This window comes from Azorhizobium sp. AG788, assembly GCF_943371865.1.
Lineage (GTDB): Bacteria > Pseudomonadota > Alphaproteobacteria > Rhizobiales > Xanthobacteraceae > Azorhizobium.
Window position 1 is genome coordinate 58,833 of the sequence record NZ_CALRWL010000021.1, and the last position, 26,903, is coordinate 85,735.

The window sequence follows — 26,903 nt, forward strand, 5'->3', positions numbered from 1 at the left end:
ACAAGGGGGCGGGCATTGCGCCCACCGCATGGGAGATAGGGGCTATGCTTCTGCCTCGATTATTTGCAGTGATGTGATTCCCATGACCTTGCCCGCCGAACCCCGTGGGAATGCTCCCGAATGGAGCGTGACCGAGCTGTCTTTCGCCCTGCGGCGGACGGTGGAGGATGCCTATGGGCATGTGCGGGTGCGGGGAGAAATCTCTGGATATCGCGGCCCCCACTCCTCCGGCCACGCCTATTTCTCCCTGAAGGACGAAGGCGCACGCCTGGACGCGGTGGTGTGGAAGGGCACCTTCGCCCGCCTCAAGCTACGTCCCGAAGAGGGGCTGGAGGTGGTGGCCGTGGGCAAGCTGACCACCTATCCCGGCAAGTCCGGCTATCAGATCGTCATCGAGCAGCTGGAGTTCGCCGGCGCCGGGGCGATCATGGCCATGCTGGAGGAGCGCAAGCGGCGCTTGGCCGGCGAGGGGCTGTTCGACCCCGCGCGCAAGACCTTGCTGCCGTTCCTGCCCAACGTGATAGGCGTGGTGACCTCGCCCACCGGCGCGGTGATCCGCGACATTCTGCATCGCCTCGCAGATCGCTTTCCCCGCCGGGTGCTGGTGTGGCCGGTGCGGGTGCAGGGCGAGACCTCAGCTGCCGAAGTGGCCGCTGCCATTCGCGGCTTCAACGCTTTGCCCCTTACCGGACCGATTCCCCGCCCGGATGTGCTGATCGTGGCCCGTGGTGGCGGCTCGCTGGAAGACTTGCTGGGCTTCTCCGACGAAGCCGTGGTGCGGGCGGCGGCGGAGAGCCAGATTCCCTTGGTCTCTGCCGTCGGTCACGAAACCGACGTCACCCTGATTGATTTTGCCGCCGATGTGCGGGCGCCGACGCCGTCCGCGGCCGCCGAAATGGTGGTTCCGGTGCGAGCGGATCTGCTGGCCACCGTGGCCGCCCTCGGGACCCGTCTTGCCGCCGCGCCGCAACGCCTGTTGGAGCGGCGGCGGCGCGACTATCGGGCCCTGGCCCGACTCCTGCCCAGCGCCGATGCACTGCTGGCCACGCCGCGGCAACGGCTGGACAGTGCGGGCGATCGCCTGCCACGCGCGCTCACCGCCAATGCGGTGGCCCATCGGGTGCAGTTCCAGGCGGCGCGGGCGAAGTTGTCGCCCTCCGCTTTGCGTCTGCGGCTGGAACGCCTCGGCGACCGGACCAACACGGTTGGAGCACGGCTGCGCCAGGGGCTCGAAGCCTTGGTGGCGCGACGCAAGGATCGGCTTGAAGCGGTGTCCGGCCGTCTTGCCACCGCCCAGGCGATGAACCTGCGCGCCCATGCGGTCGAGAACGCCCGGCGCCGGGAGCAACTGGCGGTGCTGCACCGACGCGGCGTGCGTGCGCTGGCCGGCGAGCTGAAGGCGCGTCACCAGCGCCTGGACGCCATGGACCAATTGCTGCGGGCCTTATCCTATCGCGGCGTTCTGGCGCGGGGCTTCGCCCTGGTCCGCGATGCGCAGGGGCAGGCCGTGCGCGCGGCAGCCGCTGTCGCGGGCGGCATGCGGCTGGATCTGGAGTTTGCCGACGGTCGGATCAGCGCCGTGGCGCAGGGGGCATCGACGCCCTCCGAGCCCAAGAAGGCCCCCCGTGCCGGCACGGGGGGCGGCGGCCAGCCGACCTTGTTTGACACCTGACGTGCACGAGCCGCGCCCGGTGCCCTTTCGAACCCGGCTCAAACGCATTATCTTGCAGGGCATCCGCTCTTTGTTCGCACCGATCTGGGACCCGTCTTTCGCCGTGATGAACCGATTTGAACGATTTCCGGAGCCTCAGGGCGAAGCGGAAGTGCGCTATCTCGATGGAGAATTCCGCATTCTCCGTCCCGGTAGTTTTGTGCGCTGCGGCGTGACCAATCAGGCCATCCCCCTGGATGAACTGCGCTACTGGAGCGTGGATCTGCAGGAGGCCTATGCCGATCCGCAGGCGGTTCTCGCCCGCGTCACCGGCAATCTTCCGCCGCAAGACTAAGCGACTGGTCGGTTCTGTTCCGGAGCGTCCCCGGCGAGCTTAGCGGCTTGCCGACCGCATGCTCGCCCGCGCCAGCAGATCATCTAAAGCTGCAGCATCGGACACTTCCATCCGCACCGGGAGCGCCGTGATGCGAGATGCGAAGGTGGAAAACGCCGCGCCGTTCAGGCGGGCTAGGTCCTTGGATGTCGTGACGAGGGTCAAACCGGCGTCGTCCGCTTCGTCCATCAGCCCGGCGATGTCTCCCGCGCTATAGGGGTGATGATCGGGAAACGCCCGCAGCCGGGCCACCTCGATGCCCGCCTCGGCGAGGGTCATCGCCAGTTTCTCCGGGCGCCCGATGCCCGCAAACGCCAGAACCCGCTGGCCGCGCAGGGCGGCAATGGTTGTGGCATCCGGGACGATGCTCGCCTCAAGCACGACCTTTCCGGCTTGGCGCGCCATCGTTCCCACTGCGGCCCCGGCGGCCCCTTCGCCCACCAGCAGCACCGCATCCGCCAATGCGATCTGCGGCGCCAGCGGCGCCCGCAGCGGCCCAGCCGGAAGCACCCGACCGTTGCCAACCCCCGCCGCGCCGTCAATGACCAGGAGGGTCACATCCTTGGTCAAGCTCGGGTTCTGGAAGCCATCGTCCATGACGATGTGGGTGGCGCCTTCCGCCACCGCCAGACGGGCGCCGGCAACCCGGTCCCGCGAGACGATGGTTGGCGCCTCCGCCGCAAGCAGCAGGGACTCATCGCCCACCGCTGCGGCGTCGTGGCGGGTGGGATCCACCCGCACCGGTCCTGCCAGCCTGCCGCCGTGGCCGCGCAGCAACGCAAAGGGCCGGGCACCTCTGGCTTTGAGGTGAGACAGGACCATCAGAGTGGTGGGCGTCTTGCCGGCACCGCCCACGGTGGGGTTGCCGACGCAGAGGACCGGGACGGCGATCACGGCTCCCGGCCGCGCCATCTGGCGCAAGGTGATGGCGCCGATCACATGCCCGATGGGAGAGAGAAGGGCGCCCCTCCAGCTGCCCGGCCGGGACCAGAACGCCGGCGCCTGGCCGATCATTTTCCTTCCAGCCGGATCTGCAGCAGGTAGGGATCCACGGCATTCAAGGTCCGCTCCAGAGCCCCGCCCAGCAGATCCACCGCCCGGCGGGCCGCATGGGCGGTATCTTCCTGAAACTCGGGATCGGTCAGGCTGGCGAAGGCAAAGCGCGCGATGTCGGCGGCATCGGCCACCGGGATGGCGCCGCGCTCGGCATCCAGGCGGCCATAGACCGCGCCGAAATTCCAGATATGCGGTCCGTGCAGGACCACGGTCCCGATCTTGGCGGCCTCGATCGGGTTCTGCCCGCCGTGACGCACCAGTGAGCCGCCGAGGAATGCAACGCCGGCGAGACGGTAGAACAGCCCCAGTTCGCCGATGGTGTCGGCCACATAGATATCGGTGTCCGCGGGCGGCAATGGCGCGCGGCTGCGCTGAACCGCCGTGAGACCAGCGCCTTGCGCCAAAGCGTGCACATCGGCACCGCGCTCTGGGTGCCGGGGGGCGATGATGGTGAGCAGATCCGGGAGTTCGTTGCGCAACTGCTTGTGCGCTTCGATCAGAACTTCATCTTCACCCGGATGGGTCGAAGCCCCCAGCAGCACGGGCCGATATGCGATCGCCGTCTGCAGGCGCGCCAGGGTCGCTCCGTCCGCCGGTGGGGCCGGAACGTCGAATTTGAGATTGCCCACCACTTCCACCCGCGGGGCGCCCAAGGCCTTGAAGCGGGCGCCATCGTCCTGGGTCTGGGCCAGACACAGATCGACGCGGGAGAGCAGGGCGCGGGCGCTCTTGGGCAAGCGCTTCCAGCGCTCGCTGGAGCGCAGAGACAGCCGGCCGTTCACCAGGACCACCGACGTGCCGCGGCGATCCAGTTCCGTCATCAGGTTTGGCCACAGCTCGGATTCCGCCAGCAAGGCCAGATCCGGCTTCCAATGGTCGAGGAAGCGGCGAACGAAGGCCGGGGCGTCGAGCGGCACGAACTGATGGATCACGCCACGGGGGGCCCGGCGGGCGGCGATGCGGCTGGAGGTGAGCGTGCCGGAGGTGAGCAGGATGGCAAATCCGCGCCCCATCAGGCGCTCCACCAGGGGCAATACGGAGACGATCTCACCGACGCTGGCCCCATGCACCCAGATCATCGGCCCGCGCGGGCGTTCGACCTTGGTGAAGCCGCGCCGTTCGCCGATGCGGGCAGGGTCTTCCTTGCCTTTGGAAATCCGATAATTCAGCCAAGCGGGGGCAAGAAGGGTCGCGGCCGCAGCCGCACCGCGATAGATGCGCAGAGGGACCGGCAAGGGCCTCCCCTTCATCGCTGCGCCTCGCCGAGGTTGCCGAGAGCGGGCCGCCCCACCAGAGCTTCTGCGCGGGCGGTGATGGTCTCCAGGCGGTGCTGCAGTTCGAGGCGGGCCGCTTCCATGCCGGCTTCATCGAGGTCGCGGGCCACCCACATCGGCTCCCCCGCCACGGCGGCGCCACGGCTGAAGGGCAGGTTGAGGCTCGCCTTGTCCCAGCTCTTCAGGGTGATGCGGTTGCTGGTGGCCATGGCGATCGGAAAGATAGGCCGTCCGGAGTGGCGGGCGATGACGATCACGCCCTTGCCCACGCGGCGCGCGATCTTGGGAACGTCCGCGGTCATGGCCACATTGATCCCCTCGGCGAGAGTGTCGATCATCGCATAGGTTGCCGACACGCCCCCCTTGCGGTGGAAATCCCGCGGCGAGGTCGAGCCGGACCCACGAATCGTGCCCACACCGAGCTTCTCTGCGGCGATGGCGTTGATCTCCGCATCTGCGTGACGGGAGATCAGCACCTTCGCCTTGTGATGCGGCTTCATCACGAACGGTGTGAGGAAGTGCTGGCCGTGCCAGAACGTCATGATCAGAGGGAGGTTGTCCTCAATCTTCTCATAGATGTCCGCCGGCTCGACCACGAACCGCGACGTATGGGCCACCATCTTGAAATAGTACGCGAAGGTCGTGCCCAGGGCGATCTGGACGCCCCGGTTTGTCCGAATGCGACGCCACATGAGTGTTGCGTTCCGTCCCCGTCAGTGTCCGTGGGTGTCGGTCTCGGGGTCCAGCAGGCGATGCAGGTGAACCACGAAGTAACGCATCATGGCGTTATCGACGGTCATTTGCGCCTTCGCCCTCCAGGCGGCAGCGGCGCTGGCATAGTCCGGGAAGATCCCGACGATGTCGAGCTTGCTGAGGTCCTTGAACTCCACCGAGCCCAGTTCTTTGAGTTCGCCACCAAACACGAGGTGGGGCAGCTGCTTGCGGTCAGGCATTTTCGACGGATCCCGGAGAAGGCGAGTTCAACGAGGCAAGGCGAGGCGCCATCACGGCGTCCCGCCGGCATCCGTCCGCGCCGCGGCGAGAACGGTGGCATGAAGCGCGTGGCCGGTGGAGACCAGGGCGCCGTGCCTTGGTACCGTAGCATTATAAGTCAGGACCCGGCCATCCAGTCCCGACAGAATTCCGTGCGCTTCCTGCACCAGAAGATCTGCTGCGGCAAGGTCCCAGTCATGGGCATTGCCGGCGGCGATGGCGACATCCAACTCTGCGGTGGCCACGCGGGCAATCCGCAACGCCAGCGAGCGCACGCGGGGCATGCGGGTGATCGCCCCATGCCGGGACAGGCGATCGAGAGCGGGGACCGGCCCGGAGACCAGGGCGCCATCAAGGCCCGCCTTGGCCCCTGCCACCAGAGGACGACCGTTACAGGTGGCGCCGTGCCCGATGGCCGCTACGAACAATTCGTCGGTCGCCGGGGCAAACAGGGCCGCTGCGATCGGGCGTCCGCCTTCCACCAGCGCGGCGGAGACTGCCCAGTCGAGGCCCCCGGCCATGAAGGAGCGGGTGCCGTCGATGGGATCGACCACCCAGACCCGGTGACGGGAGAGGCGGTCGGCGGTGTCGGCGGTCTCTTCCGATAGCCAGCCATAGGCCGGCGCCAGGGCACTGAGACGCTCCAGCAGGAAACGATCGACCGCCATGTCCGCTTCGGTGACCGGAGAATCGTTGCCCTTGGTCCAGGCGGGCACATTGCCGGACTTGAACATGGCCAGCGCGATGGCGCCGGCCGCAGCCACCGCATCCGCCAGATGGCGCGCCGCCACCTCTGGTGCGTCAAGGGAGGAGAGCCCTGCCTGAGGCGGGAACGGGTCCGGTGCGGTCATGGGCCGGGAATAAGCGCCGCGCCTCCCCGAGGCAAGGCGACAAGTCCCCGCGCCTTGATGACGAAGGCCTCGGGGCTGACCAATCAGGACAGCCAGAGGGCCGCGAGATGCTGGCCGATGGTGTCCAGCGAGAGTCCCGCAAACAAGATCAGGCCGGCATCGCGGTTGGACTTGAAGATGGCCAGGCACAGGGCCGGATCGTCAATATCCAGTCGCCGCACCTGCCCATGCAGATGGAAGGCGAAAGCCACAAGGCCGATCCATGCCAGGATGCCGGAATCGGCCCCCAGAAGGGCCATGGCAAACAGGATGACGGTGGCCGTGTAGCAGAGGGCCAACGCCAGCCAGCTGGCCTGACCGAACAGCAGCGCCGTGGAGCGGACGCCGACGATGGCGTCGTCCTCACGATCCTGATGGGCATAGATGGTGTCATAGGCGAACACCCAGCATACCGAGCCCGCAAACAACAGCAGGGCCGGGTCGTCAATGGAGCGGAAAACGCTCGCCCACCCCATCAAGGCGCCCCAGGAGAAGGCGATCCCCAGCGCCAGCTGGGGCACGGATGTCACCCGCTTCATGAGCGGATACACCGCCACCACCCCCAGCGAAGCGATGCCGGTGATCACAGCGAATCGCGGCAGCGACAGCAGCACCGCCAGACCCACCAGGGCCTGGAATACCAGGAAGGCGAACGCTGCGGGCACGCTGACGGCGCCGCTGGCCACCGGACGGTTCTGGGTCCGGGCCACCATGCGGTCGATCTTGCGATCGAGAATGTCGTTCCAGGTGCAGCCGGCGCCGCGCATGGCGACCGCGCCGATGGCAAACAGAATCAGCAGCCGCGGATCGGGATAGGGATCTCCGGCGGCGCCCGCCGCCAAAGCGGTCGACCACCAGCACGGCAGCAGCAACAGCCAACTTCCGATGGGGCGATCCAGCCGGGCCAGACGCAGGAAAGGCAGGACCGCTGGCGGGGCATGGCGATCCACCCAGTTTCCGGCAGGCGCGTCGGCGACCGGGGCCAAGCCCTGGTCGCCGCGCGTGTCCCTTACATCATGGGTCACTTTTTCAGCGCGTTTCCGGTGAGGGTATCAAACACCCCGCCGCCGGTGCTGCTTTCACCCGGCACGTAGCCCGTGGTGACGCCCAGCGCGCTGGAGAGATTGCCCTGGGGCGGCGGCTTGCCGCCACCACCGCCACCTCCCGCATCGCCATTGGCGGCAGCGGTGCAGATCTTGTCGCGCAAGGCGGCGGTCTTCTGATTGTTGGTCAGCGCCGCCTGCACGGTTTCCGGCGGGATCTGGCACCAATCCTTGTTGTCCTGCAGATACTTCGCCGCCTTGGTCTCGGCGGCGGTGTAGGTGCGGAACAGCGGGCACAGCTCCTGCGGCGTGGCCTTTGACTTGCCGGCCGCCTGGAGCGCCTTACCCTTGCTTTCCATGTCTGCACGCAAGGCGCTGAAATCGGTCTGGCAGTCAGCCAAGGCGGGGAGCGCACTGGCCGAGCATATCGCAAGGGCCAGCACGAAGGCGGCCGGGCCCTTAAAGCGCGGCAAATGAGAGATCCGAGGCATGTCCTCTTCCGCTTGGTCGGCGATGGGGCTTTTGGTAATAAGGCCTGAGCCTTGTATAAAGACCTGAAAGTTGGGGCAACATCGGGGCAAAATCCCCTTTCGCGCAAGGGAAACCCTCGCCGCGTCATTGTAAAGCGGGTTCGGGCAAAAAACCGCCCGGCCATGCCTTGACGGAGATTTCGTCAGTGGGTAGGTTCGCGCAACTTTTGGAAGGCTGATCGCGCCGATGCGCAACTTCATTATCAAGCTCGTACGCAGTGGCGCCACCGCCGGAACGACCTGAGGGTCGCTCCAGAGGCAACGGTGGCGCGCGACGAGGGGCCTTCGGGCCCCTTCGTCGTTTCTGAGGCGGTTGGATCATGACAGCGGCGCAAGGGCTGCAAGGGAGTGGATGAGATGAGCAAGGAGATGACCGGCGCCGAGATGGTGATCCAGGCGCTTGCCGACCAGGGGGTCGATCATCTGTTCGGCTATCCGGGCGGGGCCGTGCTGCCGATCTATGACGCGCTGTTCCACCAGAACCATATCGAGCACATTCTGGTGCGCCACGAGCAGGCCGCCGTGCATTCGGCCGAGGGCTACGCCCGTTCGTCCGGCAAGGTCGGGGTCGTGCTCGTCACCTCCGGCCCCGGCGCCACCAATGCGGTCACCGGCCTCACCGATGCCTTGATGGATTCCATTCCCCTGGTGTGCATCACCGGGCAGGTGGCGACCCATCTGATCGGCAACGATGCCTTTCAGGAATGCGACACCGTCGGCATCACCCGCCCCTGCACCAAGCACAACTATCTGGTGCGGGACGTGAACGACCTCGCGCGCGTGCTGCACGAAGCCTTCTATGTGGCGCAGAACGGCCGTCCCGGCCCGGTGGTGGTGGACATTCCCAAGGATGTCCAGTTCGCCAAGGGCACCTATGTCGGCCGCGAGAATATCGAGCACAAGACCTACAAGCCCAAGCTGGTGGGCGATGCGGACAAGGTGCAGACGGCGGTCGAGATGCTCGCCGCCGCCAAGCGCCCGATCTTCTATACCGGCGGCGGCGTGATCAATTCCGGCCCTGCGGCGAGCCGCGCGCTGCGGGAGTTGGCGCGGATGACCGGCGTTCCGGTCACCTCGACCCTCATGGGGCTGGGCGCGTTCCCGGCGGCGGACGGCCAGTGGCTGGGCATGCTCGGCATGCACGGCACCTATGAAGCCAACATGACCATGCATGGCTGTGATCTCATGGTCTGCATCGGCGCCCGCTTTGACGACCGCATCACCGGCCGGCTGGATGCGTTCTCGCCCGGCTCGAAGAAGATCCACATCGATATCGACCCCTCGTCGATCAACAAGAACGTCAAGGTGGACCTGCCCATCATCGGCGACTGCACCAAGGTCCTGGAAGCCATGGTGGCATCCTGGAAATCCCAGGACCGGCACATGGACCGCGATGCGCTGGGCGAGTGGTGGAAGCAGATCGACCGCTGGCGCGGGCGCAAGTCGCTCGCCTATCGGGTCCTGCCGGATATCATCAAGCCGCAATATGCGGTGGAGCGGCTTTACGCCGCCACCAAGGACAAGGACGTCTACATCTCCACCGAGGTGGGGCAGCACCAGATGTGGGCGGCGCAGTTCTTCCGCTTCGAGGAGCCCAACCGGTGGCTCACCTCCGGTGGACTCGGCACCATGGGCTATGGCCTGCCGGCCGCCATCGGCGCGCAGATCGCCCATCCCGATGCCTTGTGCGTGGACATTGCGGGCGAAGCCTCGATCCTGATGAACATGCAGGAGATGTCCACGGCGGTTCAGTTCAACCTGCCGGTGAAGATCTTCATCCTGAACAACCGCTACATGGGCATGGTGCGGCAGTGGCAGCAATTGCTGCACGGCGCGCGCTATTCCCACTCCTATTCGGAGGCGTTGCCGGACTTCGTGAAGCTGGCGGACGCTTATGGTGGCGTCGGCATCCGCTGCGAGAAGCCGGAAGATCTGGATGGGGCCATTGCCGAGATGATCTCGGTGAAGCGCCCGGTGATCTTCGACTGCATCGTGGACCAGCAGGAGAACTGCTTCCCCATGATCCCGTCGGGTCGTGCCCATAACGAAATGATCCTCGGCGACATGGCCATCGACCTCGATGAGGCCATTACCGACGAGGGCAAGATGCTGGTGTAAGACCGGCTGCGCTTCGCCGCCGTCCGCCGGCTCGCGCCACGGACGGCGGCACCGCGCGCTCGCCCGCTCCGCCGTCACCTGTCCGCTTTCAGCAGAGTCCTCATCCCATGTCGCACGCGCCGGATAAGATCGAACGCCACACCCTCTCCGTCCTGGTGGACAACGAGCCGGGCGTGCTGGCCCGCGTCATCGGCCTTTTCTCCGGGCGGGGCTACAATATCGACAGCCTGACGGTGTCCGAGGTGAGCCACGAGGGGCATCTGTCCCGCATCACCATCGTCACCACCGGCACGCCCATGGTCATCGAGCAGATCCGCAATCAGCTGGACCGCCTGGTGCCGATCCACCGGGTGCGCGACCTCACCGTCGAGGCGGTGTCGCTGGAGCGCGAACTGGCCATGGTGAAGGTGCGCGGCACCGGGGACGCCCGCGGCGAGGCCCTGCGCCTCGCGGAAGCCTTCCGGGCGCGGGTGATCGACGCCACCATCGAGAGCTTCGTGTTCGAGATCACCGGCAAGTCCGACAAGATCGATCAGTTCGCGGTGCTCATGGAGCCGCTCGGCCTGGTGGAGGTGGCGCGCACCGGTGTGGTGGCCATCTCCCGCGGGCCGGAGGCCATGTGAGGCCCATCTGAGTTCGGGCGCGGCCATTCAGGTCCGCGCCGGCTGTTTCCATCCGGGCTTCGGCTCGGACACTCCATCCACTGTTCAACAAGCAAGGAAAGCCTATGCGCGTTTATTATGATCGTGATGCCGACCTGAACCTGATCAAGGGGAAGAAGGTCGTCATCGTCGGCTACGGCAGCCAGGGCCATGCCCATGCGCTGAACCTGCGCGACAGCGGCGTGAAGGACGTGGTCGTTGCGCTGCGCCCCGGCTCCGCCACCACCAAGAAGGCCGAAGCCGAAGGCTTCAAGGTCATGAGCCCCGCCGACGCCGCCAAGTGGGGCGACGTGATCATGATGCTCACCCCCGATGAGCTGCAGGCCGACATCTACAAGGAAAGCCTGCACGACAACATGAAGCCCGGCGCGGCGCTGCTGTTCGCCCACGGCCTCAACATCCACTTCAACTTGATCGAGGCCCGCAAGGATCTCGACGTGCTGATGATCGCCCCCAAGGGCCCCGGGCACACCGTGCGCTCGGAATATCTGCGTGGCGGCGGCGTGCCGACCCTCATCGCCATCGCGCAGGATGCTTCTGGCAATGCCCATGATCTGGGCCTGTCCTACGCCAGCGCCAATGGCGGCGGCCGCGCCGGCATCATCGAGACCACCTTCAAGGAAGAGTGCGAGACCGATCTGTTCGGCGAGCAGGTCGTGCTCTGCGGCGGCCTGGTGGAACTGATCCGCGCCGGCTTCGAGACCCTGGTCGAGGCGGGCTATGCCCCCGAGATGGCCTATTTCGAGTGCCTGCACGAAGTAAAGCTGATCGTCGACCTCATCTATGAGGGCGGCATCGCCAACATGAACTACTCCATCTCCAACACCGCGGAATATGGCGAATACGTCACCGGCCCGCGCATCATCACCTCCGAGACCAAGGCGGAGATGAAGCGGGTGCTGACGGACATCCAGTCCGGCAAGTTCACGCGCGACTGGATGCTGGAGAATAAGGTCAGCCAGACCTCGTTCAAGGCCACCCGCGCCCGCGTCAATGCGCACCCGATCGAAGAAGTGGGCGAGAAGCTGCGCGGCATGATGCCCTGGATCAAGGCCAAGGCCCTGGTGGACAAGACTAAGAACTGAGGACGGACCGCGGCCCCTTGGACAACCAAGGGGCCGCTCCCACTTTCTGGCCTGGAGCCGTCGCGTCAAACCTCCTGATGGCTTATGTTTCGCTTGTGGAGGGGCCGATGTCGGACGAGGGAATGCGAGAGACCGCCAGCAGTCTCTTCCTGCGCCTTGATTTCGGCGACGGGCGTCGCCTGGGGCCGGGTAAGATCGCCTTGCTGGAGGCCATCGGCGCCCACGGCTCCATCGTCGCGGCCGCTAAGGCGCTGGGCATGAGCTATCGCCGGGCTTGGCTGCTGACGGACGAACTGGACCGCATGTTCGAAGAGCCGGTCATCGTCACCTATCCCGGCCGCCGCGGCACCGGCACCGAAATCACCCCGTTCGGCCAGCGCTTGATCGCGATCTATCGCGCCATGGAACGCCAGAGCGCCAAGGCGACGCGTGGAGCGGTGGACGAACTTAATCGGTCGCTCGCGAAGGACTATCAGCCCCGACCAGCCGCAGTGTCGGCGCCAAAGGCGGGATAGCCGGCGCCATCTGTGCCTCGGCGGGGGCATTCAGGAACAAGGGCGAGCGGGAATCCACCGCAACAGCCTTGATCATCAGCCATACTGGCATGCCGGGCTCCAGCGCCAGCCGCTCGGCGCTCTCCATGGTCACCAGCGCGCGCAACGTGGCGTGGCCGAGGGTGATGCCCACATCCGCATAGGGGCCTTCCTCGCGCCGGATCTCGCTCACGATGCCGGACAGGCGATTGGTCACCGACACATCTATGGGCCGAGACAGCGAGATGGCCACGTCGCGGGAGCGCACCCGCGCGCGGGCGGGGGCGCCCACGGGCAGATCCACCAGGGGAACCCGCAGCTCGCCATCCGGGAAGGCGAGGGTGGACAAGGCATAGCCGGGATCGTGGGCCTTCACGGTGCAGTCAAGAATGGTGCCGAGGTCGAACCGCCCGATCACCGGCAGCAATTCCGGACGGGACATCACCTCCGCCACCGGCCCGGCGGCAATGACCCGTCCATCGATCATGGCGGCCACGGTGTCGGACAGACGCAGCACCTCTTCCAGGGAGTGGCTCACATAGAGGATGGGCAGATGCAACTCATCGCGCAGCCGCTCCAGATAGGGCAGGATTTCCGCCTTGCGCTGGTCGTCCAGGGCGGCGAGCGGCTCATCCATCAGCAGCAGACGGGGCTGCGACAGCAGGGCCCGACCGATGGCCACCCGCTGGCGCTCGCCGCCGGAGAGCGTATGCGGGCGGCGGGCCAGCAGATGGCCGATGCCCAGCATGCTCACCACTGCATCGAAGCCGATCCGCCGGTCACCGCGCGCGCGGCGCTCGCCATAGCGCAGATTGGTTTCCACCCGCATGTGCGGGAACAGGCGCGCATCCTGGAACACGTAGCCGACGCGGCGCTGCTCCATGGGCATGTCGATGCCGCGCGCAGCATCGAAGAACACCGCGTCACCGATCCGGATGTGCCCGCTGCCGGGTTTCACGGTGCCGGCGACCATGTGGATGATGGTGCTCTTGCCCGCGCCGGAGCGTCCGAACAGCGAGGTGACGCCGCGATCCGGGGCGGTGAAGGCCGCCTCCAGGCGAAAGTCCTTGCCGCGAGCGAGCGTGACGTCGATCTCGATCATATACGCCCCAGGGCAATGCGGATGCGCTTGTCGGCAAACTCCGCCAGCATCAGGGCCCCCAGCGCCAGCACGATGGAGACCAGGGTCAGGCGCAAGGCGATGGCGTCGCCGTCGGTCATGCTGGTGGCGCTGTAGATCGCCAGCGGAATGGTGCGGGTGATGCCTTCCACGTTGGAAACGAAGGTGATGGTCGCGCCGAATTCCCCCAGCGCCGAGGCCAGCGAGATCAGCGTCCCGGACAGGATGCCCGGAAGCATCAGGGGCAAAGTGATGCTGAAGAACACATCCAGTCGGGTGGCTCCGAGGGTGCGGGCAGCGGTCTCCAGCCCCTGGTCCACCGCGTCCAGCGACAGGCGGATGGCGTTGACCGTGAGTGGAAACGACACCACTGCGGCCGCTACCGTGGCGCCGGCGGTGGAGAAGATCAGGCGGATGCCGAACCAATGATCGAGGTAGTAGCCCAGCATGCCGCGGGTGCCCAGCAGCAGCAGGAGAAGGTAGCCGACCACGACCCGCGGCAGGACGAGGGGCAGGTGGACCAGCCCGTCGAACAGCCCCCGCCCCGGAAAGTGCAGGCGCGAGAGCATGAAGGCGACAAGAACGGCGGGCGGCAGGCTCCAGATGGTGGCCCAGAACGCCACTTGGAGGCTAAGGCGGACAGCCGTCCATTCCTCCGGGGTGAGCATGCGGCGACGTTCCTAATGCGTGCAGATGATGACGGTGGAGCTTACGCCGGTGCGATGCCGGGCGCGAAGGCCCGGCATCGGCTCATTTCACGGTGAAACCATATTTCGCATAGACCGCCTTGGCGTCGGCGCCTTGCAGATAGGCGAAGAACGCTTTGGCGGCGAGCGTGTCATTTCCCTTTACCAGGGCAAAGGGGTAGACGACAGGTTCATGGCTGTCCGCCGGGAAGGTTCCGGCCACCACGATATTCTTGGCAATGGCGGCATCGGTCGCATAGACGATGCCGGCGGCCGCTTCCCCCCGCTCCACCAGCGCGAGCGCGGCGCGCACGCTCTCGGCGCCCACGAGGCGCGGGCGCACCTTGTCCCAGAGGCCCAGCTTGGTCAGCGCGGCTTTGGCATAGACGCCCACGGGCACACTCTCGGGAATGCCGGTGACCAGTTTTCCGTCTTTGCCCAGGAGCGCATCGATGTCGAGGTTCGGCCCGATGGTGACCTGCTTGGGGGCGCTGGCCGGAACGATCAGCACCAGCGAGTTTCCCACCAGCGGAATGCGGGTGTCCTTGACGATCAGGTTGCGGGTTTCCAGATAGTCCATCCAGCGATTATCCGCTGAAATGAACACATTGGCTGGTGCTCCGCTCTCCACCTGTTTGGCAAGATCCGACGAGGAGGCAAAGGAATAGCGGACGGGAACGCCAGTCTTGGCGGTATAGGCCTTGCCGAGATCCTGCAGCGCGTTGGTCATGCTGGCAGCGGCAAAGACCGTGATCGGCTCCTGCGCCCGCGCCGGCTGGATCGCGGCCGGGGCCAAGCTGGCGGCGAGCGCGCCGGCGAGGATCAGGCGCCGGGACACCTGTCGTGGAGCCGCCTGGAAGAAACTGGACATGAGACGAGACATGAAGACCTCCGGGTATCCTATGTCTCGTCATATATAGCATGTCGCAGCGGGACCACTGCCGAAGCGTCGCAGGCAAATTCGCTGCGGCTATTTGGGCTGGATCGATTCCCCGACCGCCGGGGGCGGGATCACCGGCGTGGTGCCGGTGTCGGGGGCCGGCACATGCATGTCCGGATCGACATCGCGTGTCGGTGGAATGACCCCGTTATGGCGTTGCATCTGGTCACTGAGGGTTTCGCCGGGGCGCATATCCGGCACGGCCGGCGGCGGAACGGTGGGGCCGGGGGCGGTGGGAGGCCGGGTGTCGCCCATCTGGGCGACCGCTTGGCCGGGGGCTGCCCACAGCACCGCGCACAAGGGCAGGATCAGCATGGATTTCGGCATGGGCGGGTCTCCGGTGGCGGCGATCCCCGTCGGCGCCGCTATGGCGCGCCCGGCGCCCCCTGCGGGGCGAGTGGGGATCAATGGCCTTGAGACCACCTAACCTTCCGCTCCGGCACCCTGTTCCTTCACCAGCCGAACATCTTCATCGCGGCGCCGCCGGGCGCCAGCATCACAAAGGCCCAGAGTCCGGCGCTGCCCACATTGGCTAACTGGAACGGCACCTGCCGCATGGCCAGGACCCCGGCAATCAAGGGGACCACGGCGCGGGCGGGGCCGAAGAAGCGGCCGATGGCCACGCTCCAGACGCCGAAGCGGGCAAAGAAGGCCTCGCCGACGATTAGCAGGTCCGGACGGCGCGAGAGCGGCCAGACCGTCCGCGCGCCGTCCTTGAAATAAAAGCCGAACGCATAGGAAATCGTGTCACCCACTACGGCTCCTGCCGCTGCGGCGAACCACACCGGCCAGAATGCAATCCCGCTGGCTTCAATCAGGGCACCGACCCCCAGCAGCAGGACGGTGGCAGGAATGAAAAGCGAGATCACCGCGAGCGATTCCCCCAAGGCCAGGGCGAAGACGAGGGGGACGGTCCATTGCTGATGCTGCTGAACAAAAGCCAGTGTCTGTGAAACCAGAGAGCCGAAATCGAGCATGCCACCTCCATCCGCCCCTATCTCGGTGGCGCGGGGCAGGGATGCAAGGGAAGCATGCGACATGCGATGCATCGTTCTGCCGCAGTCGATCAGCCGGCGAGAAACATCCCATGTTTCGCGACGCAGCACCAAATGCCTTGAATTGACCATGGATCTGGGCCATATGGCGGATCGCAGCGATCAAGACGCCCTCCCAAGGTGTCTCTCGGGTCGCTCTCGGGCCGCGTAGCGGAAACCGCCCAGGAGACAGGACCGCAGGAAGTCCTCGGTGTCTCCCACGGCTTCGGCCCGATCCTCATCCGACCGATTGCGACAGCCCAGGCCACGCGGGGTGTCAAAAACCCTCGCGATAGCGCACGACGCCCCTAGATGCGGCGCCGGCGGCTCTCGCCGCATGAAAGACAGAGCTTGATCTCTTTTGCTGAACTCGGCCTTGCCGAGCCTATCGTCCGTGCGCTCACCGAAGAGCAGCACATCACTCCGACGCCGATCCAGGCGCAGGCCATTCCCAGCGTTCTCGCCGGCAAGGATCTGATCGGCATCGCCCAGACGGGCACCGGCAAGACCGCCGCTTTCGCCCTCCCGATCCTCGATCACCTGTCCCGCAACCCGAAGCGCGTCGAGCCCAAGAGCGTTCGCGTTCTGGTGCTGTCGCCGACTCGCGAGTTGTCCGGCCAGATCCTGGATAATTTCGACAAGTTCGGTCGCCATATTCGCCTGTCGACCACGCTGGCCATCGGCGGCGTTCCCATGGGTCGCCAGATCCGCGCCTTGCAGCGCGGCGTCGACGTCCTGGTCGCCACCCCCGGTCGCCTGATGGACTTGGTTGAGAACAACGCGGTCCGGCTTGATGCCGTGGAAGTGTTCGTGCTCGACGAAGCCGACCAGATGCTGGACATGGGCTTCGTCCATGCCATCCGCGCGGTGATCCGTCGCCTGCCGGCCAAGCGCCACAATCTGTTCTTCTCGGCCACCATGCCGGGCGCCATTGCCGAACTGGCCGGCTCCATGCTGCGCAATCCGGTGACCGTGGCTGTCACCCCGGTGGCGAAGACTGCCGATCGGGTCGATCAGCGCGTGATCCTGGTGGAGAAGGGCAACAAGCCTCAGCTGCTGGCGGAGATCCTCAAGGCTGAGGAAATCGACCGGGCGCTGGTGTTCACCCGCACCAAGCATGGCGCCGACAAGGTGGTGCAGGCTCTGGCCCGCGCCGGTGTTGCCGCCGAAGCCATCCATGGCAACAAGTCGCAGAACCAGCGTGACCGTGTGCTCGCGGCCTTCCGCGAAGGCACCATCCGCACCCTGGTGGCCACCGACATCGCCGCCCGCGGCATCGATGTCACCGGCATCAGCCATGTGGTAAATTTCGACCTGCCGAACGTGCCCGAATCCTATGTGCATCGGATTGGGCGCACGGCGCGCGCCGGACGTGAAGGCATCGCCATCTCGTTCTGCGACGGCGAGGAGCGGGCGTACCTGCGGTCGATCGAAAAGCTGATCCGCATGGCGCTTCCGACCACGGATCGTCGCGGTGAGGCGCGCCGTGAACTGCCGCCGCTGGCCGGCGAAGCCGCCGAAGCTGCCCATCGCCGTGGTGGCCGCCCCCAGGGTGACCGTCCGCGCGGCGAGCGCAGCAGCCAGGGTCCGCGCTCGCGTGGTCCGGGTGCGGCGGACGGCCGCAAGACCGACGGTGGACGCTCGCATGAGGGCCGTTCACACGAAGGCCGTACCCATGAGGGTCGTACCCATGAGGGCCGCTCCCATGAAGGTCGCGGCGCGGGTGCAGGGTCCGCTGGACGCAGTGCAGAGGCGCCCCGGCAGGATCGCAGTGCGCGGGCCCCGGGTGGCCAGCGCACGCAGAGCCCCGAGATCGGGGCTGTGGGTTTCATGCGGTCGGCGGCTCCCGCCCGCAGCGATAAGCCGGGTCCGGCGCTGAAGCGGCCGATCCGCTGATATTTGGGGACTGGAGAAGACTATATGGCGAAGGAAGAACTGCTGGAGTTCGAAGGAACGGTGACGGAAGTCCTGCCCGACGGCAACTTCCGCGTACGGCTCGATAACGATCATCAGATCCTGGCCTATGCGGCCGGTAAGATGAAGAAGAACCGCATCCGCACCATCGAAGGGGATCGGGTCGTGGTGGAAATGTCCCCCTACGATCTTGATCGCGGTCGCATCAATTTCCGCCACAAGGCGGAAGGCAACGCTCCGCCTCCCGGCGCTCGGCGCCAGCAGAACTTCCGTCGTCGTTGATTGCGACAACTGTGGCGCGCACGTTGCGCGCCACGTGTCAGTGCCGCCCGCGGGTTTGACCGGCGGGATCGGCTCGAGAACGGCCGGGCTTTGTCCCGGCCTTTTTCGTTCAATGGGCTGTTTGCACCAACGGGTGCGCCACGCGCCGCGCGGGCGCGCGCGTCAGATCGCGGTGCTGGGCACGTCGAGGATGAGCTCCAGCACTGTGTCGATGGCTTCGATCACGATGCGGCGGCGCAGAATGAACAGGTCGTGCCGGGTTGATTCCGACAGGCCGATGCGGTCTCCCGGCAGCAGCGCCGCGTGCAGCCCATCCGCGCGCTCCATCAGCAGGCTCAAACGTTTGCTGAGGCCCGCCTGCAAAACATGAGCCCGCGCGCCCTGGGTCAGAACGATCCGCACGCGCAGGCTGGTGGCCGCCTTCTGCGGATGCGCTCGATGCTCAATGCGGTCGTCCAGCGGTGCGGGCATCGACAGGGGCGATTGCGGATGAAAGGGCATGATACGCATCTATCATAAGTTGGTTGTGCGGTCAGTCGCCCTCATGCCTCCGGTAAGGCCACATGGCATTGAGCCACCACATGAAATGATCCTATCCCCCGGTCCGGCTTGCGTCGGGCGCGCGGGCCGCTACCCTCGCCGGAAATAAGGCTCCGGGGAACCCGGATTGGCGGGAGGATCAATGATAGTGCACCAAGGCGCTGCAGCGCCGCCAGCCCCGTGCGGGCGCGCCGAACGCCAGGCTGCGGCCCGTCTGGAAGGGGTGCGCATCTCCTTTCCTGGACGCACCCCGAAGGAAGCGGAGTTCATCGCGGTGGAGGGCGCCACGCTTGTGGTCGAAGATGGCGAGTTTGTCTCCATCGTCGGGCCGACGGGGTGCGGGAAATCCACCTTGTTGAACGCGGCCGCCGGCTTGCTGATTCCCAGCCGGGGGCAGGTGTCGATCTTCGGTGCCGCCCTCGACGGCCTGAACCGCGACGCGGGCTATCTGTTTCAGGCCGAGGCGCTGTTCCCCTGGAAGACGGTGTTGGAGAACGTCGCCATCGGTCTCGATGTGGCGGGCGTTCCATCGGCGCAGGCGCGGGAGCGGGCGCAGCATTGGCTGACGCGGGTGGGCCTCGGCGCCTTCGCGCAGCGCTATCCCCACATGCTGTCCGGCGGCCAGCGCAAGCGGGTGGGATTGGCCCAGGTGCTGATCCGTGACCCCAAGATCCTGCTCATGGATGAACCCTTCGGCCCGCTGGATGCCCAGACGCGGCAGATCATGGGCAATCTTCTGCTCGACCTGTGGAGCCTTGATCGCAAGGCGGTTCTGTTCGTCACGCACGATCTGGACGAGGCCATCGCCCTGTCGGACCGTGTGGTCATCATGAGCGCGGGCCCGGCCTCACGCATCATCGGGGAGTGGCGCGTGGGGCTGGCGCGGCCCCGCGACATCGCCGAGGTGCGGCTTCTGCCGGCCTTCCACGACCTGCACCGGGAGATCTGGGGCGCATTGAAGGACGAGGTTGTGAAGGGTTATCTCCAGACCGAAGGGGCCGCCTGATGCGTGTCACCCTGTCCCGCCCGGTTCTGCTGCTGCTCCAGGTGCTGGTGGCGGTGGTGCTGATCGGCATCTGGCACCTGGGATCCACCCTCAAGGTTCCCGCCGGCGTCCTGGGCGCCAAGGCGTTCTATCCGCTGGATCCCTTCTTCTTCTCGACGCCGCTGGCGGTGTTCGAGCGCACGTGGCGCGATTTTGCCACCGGCGTGATCTGGTATCACCTCGGCATCACGCTGCTGGAAACGGCTCTGGCCTTTGCCATCGGTGCCGGCGCTGGTGTGGTGGTGGGCTTCTGGTTTGCCCGGCAGCGCGTGGTCGCGGCGGTGTTCGACCCCTATGTGAAGATGGCGAATGCCTTGCCGCGGGTAGTCCTAGCGCCGATCTTCGCGCTCTGGCTGGGTCTGGGGATCTGGTCGAAGGTGGCACTGGGCGTGAGCCTGGTGTTCTTCATCGTGTTCTTCAACGTCTATCAGGGCGTGAAGGAGGTCAGCCCCACGGTGCTGGCCAATGCGCGCATGCTGGGCATGTCCGAGCGGCAATTGCTGCGTCATGTCTATTGGCCCTCGGCGCTGACCTGGATGTTCTCCTCGCTGCACATCTCGGTGGGGTTTGCCCTGGTGGGTGCGGTGGTGGGTGAATATCTCGGCTCCGCCGCGGGTCTGGGCTATCGCATCCACCAGGCGGAAGGAGTGTTCGACGTGACCGGGGTGTTCTCGGGCATGCTCGTGCTGGCGGTGTTCGTGATCGTCATCGACACCGTGGTTACCCTGATCGAGAACCGTCTCACGGTGTGGCGGCCGGTGGCTGCGGCTAATCAACGATAAAATCAAAATCTAGGAGGACGACCCGATGTTGAGCATTCCCCATCTGATGCGACGCGTTGCGCGCGATCTCGCCCCGGCCATGGCGCTGGGGCTTGGCGCCCTGGCGCTGGGTCTCGGAGCCCTTTCCGGCCCGGCGCAGGCGCAGAAAGCGGAGAAGCCAAGCCTGACCCTCGGGGTCGGAGGCAAGCCTCTGCTCTATTATCTCCCCCTCACCATCGCCGAGCGCAAAGGCTACTTCAAGGACGAGGGGCTGGACGTCACCATCAATGATTTCGGCGGCGGCGCGAAATCGTTGCAGGCCCTGATCGGCGGCTCCATTGACGTCGTCACCGGCGCCTATGAGCACACCATCCGGATGCAGGCCAAGGGTCAGGACATTGTCTCGGTGATCGAACTGGGGCGCTTCCCTGGCATCGTGCTTGTGGTGCGCAAGGACAAGGCGGCCAGCTACAAAAGTGTGGCGGACCTGAAGGGTGCCAAGATCGGTGTCACCGCGCCCGGCTCGTCCACCAATTTCTTCGTGGACTTCCTGCTGGCGAAGCAGGGGCTCAAGCCCGATGACGTGTCCTTCATCGGCGTCGGCGGCGGTGCCTCTGCGGTGGCGCAGATGAAGCGCGGTGAGCTGGACGCCATGGCCAACCTCGACCCCGTGATCACCAAGCTGGAGAGCGACGGCGACGTGGCGGTTCTGGCGGATACCCGTACCGAGGAGGGCAACCAGAAGATCTTCGGTGGTACCAATCCGGCCGCGGTACTCTATCTCAAGCGCGACTTCGTCACCGAAAATCCGGTCACCACGCAGAAACTGGTGAATGCCCTCTACAAGTCCCTCAAGTGGCTGGAAACCGCGACGCCGGAGGATGTGGCCAAGGTCGTGCCCGAGGAATACCTGCTTGGCGACAAGGCGCTCTATCTGGCCGCGGTGAAGGCGTCCCAGCCGATCTATTCCCGCACCGGAGTCATTCCGGAGAGTGGAATGAAGAATGCACTGAATATGTTGGTTGAATTCGATCCGGAGCTGAAAAGCGCAAAGATCGATTTGCCCAAGACCTTCGATGGACGTTTTGTGACGAAAGCCAGCGAAACGCTCAAATAAGCTTTGACGCGGCCGTGGGGCGGACGCCGAGAAATTGTCGTCCGCCCTTGCTTTCGCCGTAATAATCGCTTATCTCTAAAAACGTCCCAGCCAGTCGGATGCGCTTCGTCGCATTTGCAGGAGACGGACGGATGTACTCCGATCCTCTGCGCCTCGGCTGGGTGCTTCCTGCGCTAATCGGGTGACTCCGAAGCGCGGAGGCGCTCGGGACAGTTCGTCTGCGGCCAAGCTATGTTTCGATCCCTACGGGCCGCGACCTTCAGCTACCACCTTCGGACTGCCCCGGTCTCCGCATAACAGCGGAGGTTCGATCTTGTCTGAACGGAGGCCACTATGGCCAAAGGTACTGTAAAATTCTTCAACACCCAGAAGGGCTTCGGCTTCATCCAGCAGGATGGCGGTGGCCCTGACGTGTTCGTCCACATCAGTGACGTCGAGCGCTCGGGTCTGCATTCGCTCAGCGACGGTCAGAAGGTTTCCTTCGACGTTGTCGACGACAATCGCGGCAAGACCAAAGCGGCGAACATCGCCGCTCTCTGAGCGGCTCTAGCCCTACCGCATTGTTGGAGCGCCGCGATAGCGGCGCTTTGATGCACGCGACTTCGGCGTTGCTGAACCCGGCCTTGGCCGGGTTCAGTCGCTTTAACGACCCGGCCTTGGCCGGGTTTCGTCGTTTCTAAGGCCCGTTTCCCGCCGAACGGTCCCTTTCATGGCACCGCGTCAGGCGCGGCCGTCACCGCAGCACGTAAACCGTGGCGCCCACGCGCACCCGATTGTAGAGGTCGGTCACGTCGTCATTGGTCATGCGGATGCAGCCCGACGACACAGCTTGCCCGATGGTGTCCGGCTCGTTGGAGCCGTGGATGCGATAGAGGCTCGATCCCAGATACATGGCCCGTGCCCCCAGCGGATTGTCGATCCCGCCCGGCATGTGGCGCGGCAGGTCCGGCCGGCGCTTGAGCATTTGCGACGGCGGCGTCCAGGATGGCCATTCCTTCTTCGCGCTCACCGTCTTGACCCCGGACCACTGGAAGCCCTCACGGCCGACGCCGACGCCATACTCGATGGCCGTGCCGGGCTGGGTGACGTAGAACAGCCGGCGCTCGCTGGTGCTCACCACGATGGTGCCCGGCTTGTATTTGCGATCGATCGCCACCGTGTGGCGCAAGGTGGGCGATGTGCCGGCGACCGTGCCTGACGGCATGCCGAACAGCGAAGCAAAGCCGAAGATATTGTACTGGGTTTCGGCCTGTGCAGGCGCTGTGGCGACGGCGAGTGCGGCGCAGGCGGCAACGGCAAGGGTCTTGAGGCTCATGGTCGGACGGTCCCCAGCGAGAAGGCGCGTCGCCGATGGGTGTGGTCTCGCGCCTTCTGATCTCGCCGCAAATGCGGCGGGGGTGCAACTCTTTTGTGGCAACGCTCAGTCGCAGCAACCACTCTGCCGCGGCCATCGCTGTTTGCGCGCCAGCCGCGATCCGCTTTGAGGTCGAGAATTGTCGATTTGGGGGAAGCGTTCGTAAATAATAATCGCAATATTGAAAATTAAAATCTCGATTGATTTGATGCGAAAATGTAATTGATGGCATCGGTGCGAGATGGTTGGAAGAGAAAAGCATGTCCCGCACCATGAGCGCGGTGACGAAATCGGCCAGATCGCGAAATCCGTGACCGTCCTGCGGGACGAATTGCATCAGGCCTGGCTGGCACGCCAGGAACAGGCGCGTCGAGAAGCTATCGAACAGAAGCTCCTGGACCTTGGCCAGAGCCTCGCAGATGCCTTTGTCACCCGGATGCAGTCTCTCGCTTCCGGCTTTGCCGGTTCCTCCGCTGAAGCCGCGGATTCGGCCCGCAACCTGTCCGCGACGGCGGAAGAGTGCGCCCGCCAGGCCCAGGCCGTTTCCGTAGCCGCGGAGCAGGCCGCAACGAACGTCCAGACGGTGGCGGCGTCGTCCGAGGATCTGGCAGCCTCCGTGCGTGAGATCACCAAGCAAGTCAGCCACTCCGCCGATGTGGCCGATGTGGCCTTCAAGGAGGCGGAAGCCTCCAACACGCGGATCTTGGCGCTGTCGGTCTCCGCAACCGCGATCGGTGACGTGATCAACCTCATCAAGGGCATCGCGGATCAGACCAATCTGCTGGCCCTGAATGCGACCATCGAAGCCGCCCGCGCCGGTGATAACGGCAAGGGCTTCGCCGTCGTCGCCTCGGAGGTGAAGCAACTGGCGTCGCAGACAGCGGAGGCGACGTCGGAGATCTCGGCGAAGGTGAGCGAGATCCAGCTCGCCACCGATGGCACCGTGACGTCGATGAACGAGATCGTGCGGGTGATTTCGGACATCAAGGAGATCTCGTCAGCCATCGCCAGCGCCATCGAAGAGCAGTGGGCGGCCACGGGCGAGATCGCCGAGAACTGCCAGCAGGCAGCCACCGGCACTCAGGAAGTCACTGACAATATCAGCGGTGTGGGACGCGCTGCCGAGATGACCGGCTCGGCCTCTACCCAGCTGCTTTCGCTCTCCGAAGGCCTGTCCAATCAAGCCACGGAATTGGGCAGTGTCGTTCAGACCTTCGTGCGCGAGTTGAATGCGGCGTGACGGAGCCGAAGCGCGGCATCGCCAACTGACCCACATAGCTTTGGAGCACAATGTCGCCCGGAATCGCATCTCCGGGCGACATCGTGCGTTCGTGCCATTGCAGGGAGGGGCGGACAACGATCGAGGGGCGATTCGAGCTGAAGCCTTCCGTCGATTCGCTTCGGAACGCGGTGCGGGTCAGGCGTAGGTCGTCGATGCGCCATCGTCATGGGACAGCGTACCAAGCCCACGAGTGGCTGTGAACCAGCCCATCGGCTTTGCCGTGGGCGAGAGCCCGATCTTAAAGAGAATGGGATGGATGGTGGGCGATACAGGGATTGAACCTGTGACCCCTCCCGTGTGAAGGGAGTGCTCTCCCGCTGAGCTAATCGCCCATCCGTCCCGCCGCTCAAGTGGCGAGGTCGGCGGTGTAGGGCGCGGCCACCGGAGTGTCAATAGCACCCCACCTGTTTGCACTGAGTTGGCTCAGGAGCCTGTGGATGACAGCAGGTCATCCAGAGCCGTCTCCAGGTCTGCGAAGTGGTGGATCAGCCGGTTCGCCCCCAGCTCGGCCGCCGGCGTTTCGGTATAGCCAAAGGATACCGCGACCGATGGAATCCCCGCGGCCTGCGCCGTTGCAATGTCGGTCCCGCTGTCGCCGACCATCACGGCCCGGCCGGCATTCCCCCCGCATGCGGTGATCGTGGACAAGAGCGGCAGCGGATTGGGCTTGGCGATTCCGTAGGTGTCGGCGCCGGTGATGGCGGCGAAGCGGGAGGTCATCTCCAGGCCATCCAGAAGCAGGCGCGCCAGATACTCCAGCTTGTTGGTGCACACCGCGAGGACAGCGCCGCGCGCCTGAAGGCGGTCCAGGGCCGCATCGAGCCCGGGAAAGGGCCGGGAGGCATCGGCGATGTGCGCGGCGTAATGATCGAGGAACTGGCGGTTGAGGGTGTCCAGCTCATCCGGCGACACCACCACGCCGGAGCGATTGAGCGCCCGGACGATCAGCAGCCGAGCGCCACCGCCGATCATCGGGCGGGCCTCCTCGCGATCCACCGGTGCGATGCCGTGGGCGGACAAGACATGGTCCAAGGTGTTGAGCAGATCCGGCGCCGTATCCACGAGGGTGCCATCGAGGTCGAAGGCGATCACCGGCCGATCCTGGAACATGGTTCTGTCATCCCTTTTACAACGCTCAGGAGGCGGATGGTTGCGAGCGCATGCCACATGATCCTGCCGGTTTTGGCACCCGCCGTCGCCGGTGCGGATCCGGGTCACATGGGCGCATGGTAAACGCGCGACCTTGGGCGGGAGCAGGCCCTGTGCCGGTGCCGCTTGTGGTCGGCGCGGAACGCGGGTACGCAACGCCCAGCCAGCCGAAAGCGAGCAGACGAATGGCCGATGCCGAAGACCTGAAACGCCGCGCCGCAGCCCGTGCGCTCGAATACGTGACCGACGGCATGCGTCTTGGTCTCGGCACGGGCTCCACGGCCAAGCATTTTGTCGCTCTACTGGCGGAGAAGGTCCAGCAAGGGCTTACCGTGGTCGGGGTTCCGACCTCGGAGCAGACCAAGGCGCAGGCTTTGTCTCTGGGCATTCCCCTGGCCACGCTGGACGAACAGCCGGAACTGGACCTGTGCGTCGACGGTGCCGATGAGATCGGCCCCGGCCTTGCCCTGATCAAGGGCGGCGGCGGCGCGCTGCTGCGCGAGAAGATCGTCGCCAGCGCGGCCCGCGAGATGCTGGTGATCGCCGACGAAACCAAACTTGTGGAAAGCCTCGGGGCCTTCCCACTTCCCATCGAGATTGTGACCTTCGGCATCCCGGCCATCAGCCGGAAGATTGCGGAGGCCGTGCACGCCTCCGGGTGCGAGGGCACCTTGCGTCTGCGCCTGCGCGTCGACGGCCAGGCCTTCGTGACCGACCAGGGCAATGCGATTATCGACGCGCACCTCGGGCGTATTCCCGATCCGATGCGGCTGGCTCGTGCCCTGGAAGAGGTGGCAGGGGTGGTGGAACACGGGCTGTTCCTCGGGCTGGCCCGTCGCGCCGTCCTCGCCGGAGCGGATGGCATCCGCGTCATTGAACGTCAGGCTTAGGCCTGAGACTGTCCATTGGAGAACATCATGGCTCTTTCCCGCTCTGCCCGCCGCCTCAGCTTTGGGGTGATGGCTCTGGTTCTCTCGGCCACCGGCGCCCTGGCCCAGTCGGCTGGACCGGCGCCCACGCCCTCCCAGATGCAGGTGGCCCGTCAATTGGTCGAGGCCAATGGCGAAGCGCGCGCGTTTGATGGCGTGATCCCGAACATTGTCGACGGGGCTGCCCTCGGCTTCCTTCAGACCAACCCGGATCTCGCCAAGCAGCTGCGCGAGTCCGCGACTGCCGTGAAGCCCGAGTTCGAGAAGCGGAAGGGCGAGATTGTCGATATCATCGCCACCGCTTATGCCTCGCGCTTCACCGAGCAGGAACTGAAGGACGCGCTCGCCTTTTTTTCCTCGTCGGTCGGCAAGAAGATGGTCTCGGATCGCGCCCAGATCGTCCAGCAGTCCGTGGCCAATATCCAGGCCTGGGGCGGCAAGCTGAATGCGGAAGCCATGGAGCGGATCCGCGCCGAGATGAAGAAGCTCGGCTACGATCTTTGATCTGACGGCGGCGCCAC

The 26,903-nt window shown here is 65.6% G+C and carries 30 protein-coding genes and 1 tRNA gene; 15 read left to right on the forward strand and 16 right to left on the reverse strand.

Annotated elements, in window-relative coordinates; translation table 11 throughout:
- The first annotated feature begins 82 nt into the window (after nucleotides 1-82).
- Nucleotides 83-1,672, forward strand: a complete 1,590-nt coding sequence (gene xseA, locus AAG816_RS13930) for an exodeoxyribonuclease VII large subunit (protein WP_341990247.1) — start codon at nucleotides 83-85, stop codon at nucleotides 1,670-1,672.
- Nucleotides 1,673-1,778: 106 nt separating this feature from the next.
- A complete protein-coding gene (locus tag AAG816_RS13935) occupies nucleotides 1,779-2,006 on the forward strand; it encodes a DUF2093 domain-containing protein (protein WP_341990279.1) in 228 nt (75 codons plus the stop codon).
- A gap of 39 nt (nucleotides 2,007-2,045) precedes the next feature.
- Here AAG816_RS13935 and lpxK read toward each other — a convergent pair whose 3' ends face one another.
- From lpxK to AAG816_RS13970, 7 genes are all read right to left on the reverse strand, one after another.
- Nucleotides 2,046-3,059, reverse strand: a complete 1,014-nt coding sequence (lpxK, locus tag AAG816_RS13940) for a tetraacyldisaccharide 4'-kinase (RefSeq protein WP_341990248.1) — start codon at nucleotides 3,057-3,059, stop codon at nucleotides 2,046-2,048.
- Nucleotides 3,056-4,351, reverse strand: coding sequence for a 3-deoxy-D-manno-octulosonic acid transferase (locus AAG816_RS13945; protein ID WP_341990249.1), 1,296 nt, complete (start codon nucleotides 4,349-4,351; stop codon nucleotides 3,056-3,058). Before AAG816_RS13945 ends, lpxK begins: the two co-directional genes overlap by 4 nt.
- A complete protein-coding gene (locus tag AAG816_RS13950; RefSeq protein ID WP_341990250.1) occupies nucleotides 4,348-5,067 on the reverse strand; it encodes a lysophospholipid acyltransferase family protein in 720 nt (239 codons plus the stop codon). The genes AAG816_RS13945 and AAG816_RS13950 overlap by 4 nt, the downstream gene beginning before the upstream one ends.
- 21 nt (nucleotides 5,068-5,088) lie before the next feature.
- Nucleotides 5,089-5,328 carry a DUF4170 domain-containing protein gene (locus AAG816_RS13955; protein WP_341990251.1) on the reverse strand — a complete coding sequence of 80 codons (240 nt, stop codon included), beginning with the start codon at nucleotides 5,326-5,328 and terminating at the stop codon, nucleotides 5,089-5,091.
- A gap of 51 nt (nucleotides 5,329-5,379) precedes the next feature.
- Nucleotides 5,380-6,219, reverse strand: coding sequence for a 3'(2'),5'-bisphosphate nucleotidase CysQ (locus AAG816_RS13960; protein ID WP_341990252.1), 840 nt, complete (start codon nucleotides 6,217-6,219; stop codon nucleotides 5,380-5,382).
- An 83-nt stretch (nucleotides 6,220-6,302) separates the two neighbouring features.
- Nucleotides 6,303-7,244 (reverse strand): 4-hydroxybenzoate octaprenyltransferase, encoded by a 942-nt coding sequence (ubiA, locus tag AAG816_RS13965; RefSeq protein WP_341990253.1) that lies wholly within the window; start codon nucleotides 7,242-7,244, stop codon nucleotides 6,303-6,305.
- Between the two features lie 35 nt (nucleotides 7,245-7,279).
- A complete protein-coding gene (locus AAG816_RS13970) occupies nucleotides 7,280-8,032 on the reverse strand; it encodes a hypothetical protein (RefSeq protein WP_341990254.1) in 753 nt (250 codons plus the stop codon).
- A 156-nt stretch (nucleotides 8,033-8,188) separates the two neighbouring features.
- Here AAG816_RS13970 and AAG816_RS13975 point away from each other — a divergent pair, with 156 nt between their 5' ends.
- From AAG816_RS13975 to AAG816_RS13990, 4 genes are all read left to right on the forward strand, one after another.
- Nucleotides 8,189-9,949: an acetolactate synthase 3 large subunit gene (locus AAG816_RS13975; protein ID WP_341990255.1), complete on the forward strand. Its 1,761-nt coding sequence runs from the start codon at nucleotides 8,189-8,191 to the stop codon at nucleotides 9,947-9,949.
- 107 nt (nucleotides 9,950-10,056) lie between these two features.
- Nucleotides 10,057-10,572 (forward strand): acetolactate synthase small subunit, encoded by a 516-nt coding sequence (ilvN, locus tag AAG816_RS13980; RefSeq protein WP_341990256.1) that lies wholly within the window; start codon nucleotides 10,057-10,059, stop codon nucleotides 10,570-10,572.
- A 104-nt stretch (nucleotides 10,573-10,676) separates the two neighbouring features.
- Nucleotides 10,677-11,696, forward strand: a complete 1,020-nt coding sequence (gene ilvC / locus AAG816_RS13985; protein ID WP_341990257.1) for a ketol-acid reductoisomerase — start codon at nucleotides 10,677-10,679, stop codon at nucleotides 11,694-11,696.
- 107 nt (nucleotides 11,697-11,803) lie between these two features.
- Entirely contained in the window at nucleotides 11,804-12,211 is a 408-nt protein-coding gene (locus AAG816_RS13990; RefSeq protein ID WP_341990258.1) for a winged helix-turn-helix domain-containing protein, read from the forward strand.
- Here AAG816_RS13990 and modC read toward each other — a convergent pair.
- From modC to AAG816_RS14015, 5 genes are all read right to left on the reverse strand, one after another.
- Nucleotides 12,144-13,331, reverse strand: a complete 1,188-nt coding sequence (gene modC, locus AAG816_RS13995) for a molybdenum ABC transporter ATP-binding protein (protein WP_341990259.1) — start codon at nucleotides 13,329-13,331, stop codon at nucleotides 12,144-12,146. The genes AAG816_RS13990 and modC overlap by 68 nt on opposite strands.
- Entirely contained in the window at nucleotides 13,328-14,017 is a 690-nt protein-coding gene (gene modB, locus AAG816_RS14000; protein ID WP_341990260.1) for a molybdate ABC transporter permease subunit, read from the reverse strand. The genes modC and modB overlap by 4 nt, the downstream gene beginning before the upstream one ends.
- Before the next feature lie 82 nt (nucleotides 14,018-14,099).
- Nucleotides 14,100-14,918, reverse strand: a complete 819-nt coding sequence (modA, locus tag AAG816_RS14005; RefSeq protein ID WP_341990261.1) for a molybdate ABC transporter substrate-binding protein — start codon at nucleotides 14,916-14,918, stop codon at nucleotides 14,100-14,102.
- A gap of 87 nt (nucleotides 14,919-15,005) precedes the next feature.
- Entirely contained in the window at nucleotides 15,006-15,302 is a 297-nt protein-coding gene (locus AAG816_RS14010; protein WP_341990262.1) for a hypothetical protein, read from the reverse strand.
- A 125-nt stretch (nucleotides 15,303-15,427) separates the two neighbouring features.
- Entirely contained in the window at nucleotides 15,428-15,952 is a 525-nt protein-coding gene (locus AAG816_RS14015) for a DedA family protein (protein ID WP_341990263.1), read from the reverse strand.
- 408 nt (nucleotides 15,953-16,360) lie between these two features.
- On the opposite strand from AAG816_RS14015, the gene AAG816_RS14020 reads away from it, so the two are divergent.
- Both AAG816_RS14020 and infA read left to right on the forward strand, forming a co-directional pair.
- On the forward strand, nucleotides 16,361-17,905 hold the full coding sequence (locus AAG816_RS14020) for a DEAD/DEAH box helicase (RefSeq protein ID WP_341990264.1): 1,545 nt from the start codon (nucleotides 16,361-16,363) through the stop codon (nucleotides 17,903-17,905).
- Between the two features lie 24 nt (nucleotides 17,906-17,929).
- Nucleotides 17,930-18,205, forward strand: a complete 276-nt coding sequence (infA, locus tag AAG816_RS14025; RefSeq protein WP_012115181.1) for a translation initiation factor IF-1 — start codon at nucleotides 17,930-17,932, stop codon at nucleotides 18,203-18,205.
- Between the two features lie 162 nt (nucleotides 18,206-18,367).
- Here infA and AAG816_RS14030 read toward each other — a convergent pair whose 3' ends face one another.
- A complete protein-coding gene (locus tag AAG816_RS14030; RefSeq protein WP_341990265.1) occupies nucleotides 18,368-18,706 on the reverse strand; it encodes a hypothetical protein in 339 nt (112 codons plus the stop codon).
- Nucleotides 18,707-18,887: 181 nt separating this feature from the next.
- On the opposite strand from AAG816_RS14030, the gene AAG816_RS14035 reads away from it, so the two are divergent.
- The 4 genes from AAG816_RS14035 (at nucleotide 18,888) to AAG816_RS14050 (ending at nucleotide 22,208) form a co-directional block, all read left to right on the forward strand.
- Nucleotides 18,888-19,751 (forward strand): ABC transporter ATP-binding protein, encoded by an 864-nt coding sequence (locus tag AAG816_RS14035; protein WP_341990266.1) that lies wholly within the window; start codon nucleotides 18,888-18,890, stop codon nucleotides 19,749-19,751.
- An 11-nt stretch (nucleotides 19,752-19,762) separates the two neighbouring features.
- Nucleotides 19,763-20,572: an ABC transporter permease gene (locus AAG816_RS14040; protein WP_341990280.1), complete on the forward strand. Its 810-nt coding sequence runs from the start codon at nucleotides 19,763-19,765 to the stop codon at nucleotides 20,570-20,572.
- A gap of 79 nt (nucleotides 20,573-20,651) precedes the next feature.
- Nucleotides 20,652-21,668 carry an ABC transporter substrate-binding protein gene (locus tag AAG816_RS14045; RefSeq protein ID WP_341990281.1) on the forward strand — a complete coding sequence of 339 codons (1,017 nt, stop codon included), beginning with the start codon at nucleotides 20,652-20,654 and terminating at the stop codon, nucleotides 21,666-21,668.
- Between the two features lie 333 nt (nucleotides 21,669-22,001).
- A complete protein-coding gene (locus AAG816_RS14050) occupies nucleotides 22,002-22,208 on the forward strand; it encodes a cold-shock protein (RefSeq protein ID WP_341990267.1) in 207 nt (68 codons plus the stop codon).
- A gap of 193 nt (nucleotides 22,209-22,401) precedes the next feature.
- On the opposite strand, the gene AAG816_RS14055 is transcribed toward AAG816_RS14050, so the two are convergent.
- Nucleotides 22,402-22,983, reverse strand: a complete 582-nt coding sequence (locus AAG816_RS14055; RefSeq protein ID WP_341990269.1) for a L,D-transpeptidase — start codon at nucleotides 22,981-22,983, stop codon at nucleotides 22,402-22,404.
- 280 nt (nucleotides 22,984-23,263) lie between these two features.
- Between AAG816_RS14055 and AAG816_RS14060 the strand changes: the two genes are divergently transcribed.
- A complete protein-coding gene (locus AAG816_RS14060; RefSeq protein WP_341990270.1) occupies nucleotides 23,264-24,262 on the forward strand; it encodes a methyl-accepting chemotaxis protein in 999 nt (332 codons plus the stop codon).
- A gap of 299 nt (nucleotides 24,263-24,561) precedes the next feature.
- Here the strand turns inward: AAG816_RS14060 and AAG816_RS14065 are convergent.
- Nucleotides 24,562-24,636 (reverse strand) — tRNA-Val (locus AAG816_RS14065).
- A 91-nt stretch (nucleotides 24,637-24,727) separates the two neighbouring features.
- Nucleotides 24,728-25,414 carry a phosphoglycolate phosphatase gene (gene gph, locus AAG816_RS14070; protein ID WP_341990271.1) on the reverse strand — a complete coding sequence of 229 codons (687 nt, stop codon included), beginning with the start codon at nucleotides 25,412-25,414 and terminating at the stop codon, nucleotides 24,728-24,730.
- A gap of 224 nt (nucleotides 25,415-25,638) precedes the next feature.
- Here gph and rpiA point away from each other — a divergent pair, with 224 nt between their 5' ends.
- Together rpiA and AAG816_RS14080 are read left to right on the forward strand one after the other, a co-directional pair.
- A complete protein-coding gene (gene rpiA, locus AAG816_RS14075) occupies nucleotides 25,639-26,343 on the forward strand; it encodes a ribose-5-phosphate isomerase RpiA (protein WP_341990272.1) in 705 nt (234 codons plus the stop codon).
- 27 nt (nucleotides 26,344-26,370) lie between these two features.
- Complete coding sequence (locus AAG816_RS14080) at nucleotides 26,371-26,886, forward strand: DUF2059 domain-containing protein (RefSeq protein ID WP_341990273.1); 516 nt, start codon at nucleotides 26,371-26,373, stop codon at nucleotides 26,884-26,886.
- Nucleotides 26,887-26,903 lie beyond the last annotated feature (17 nt).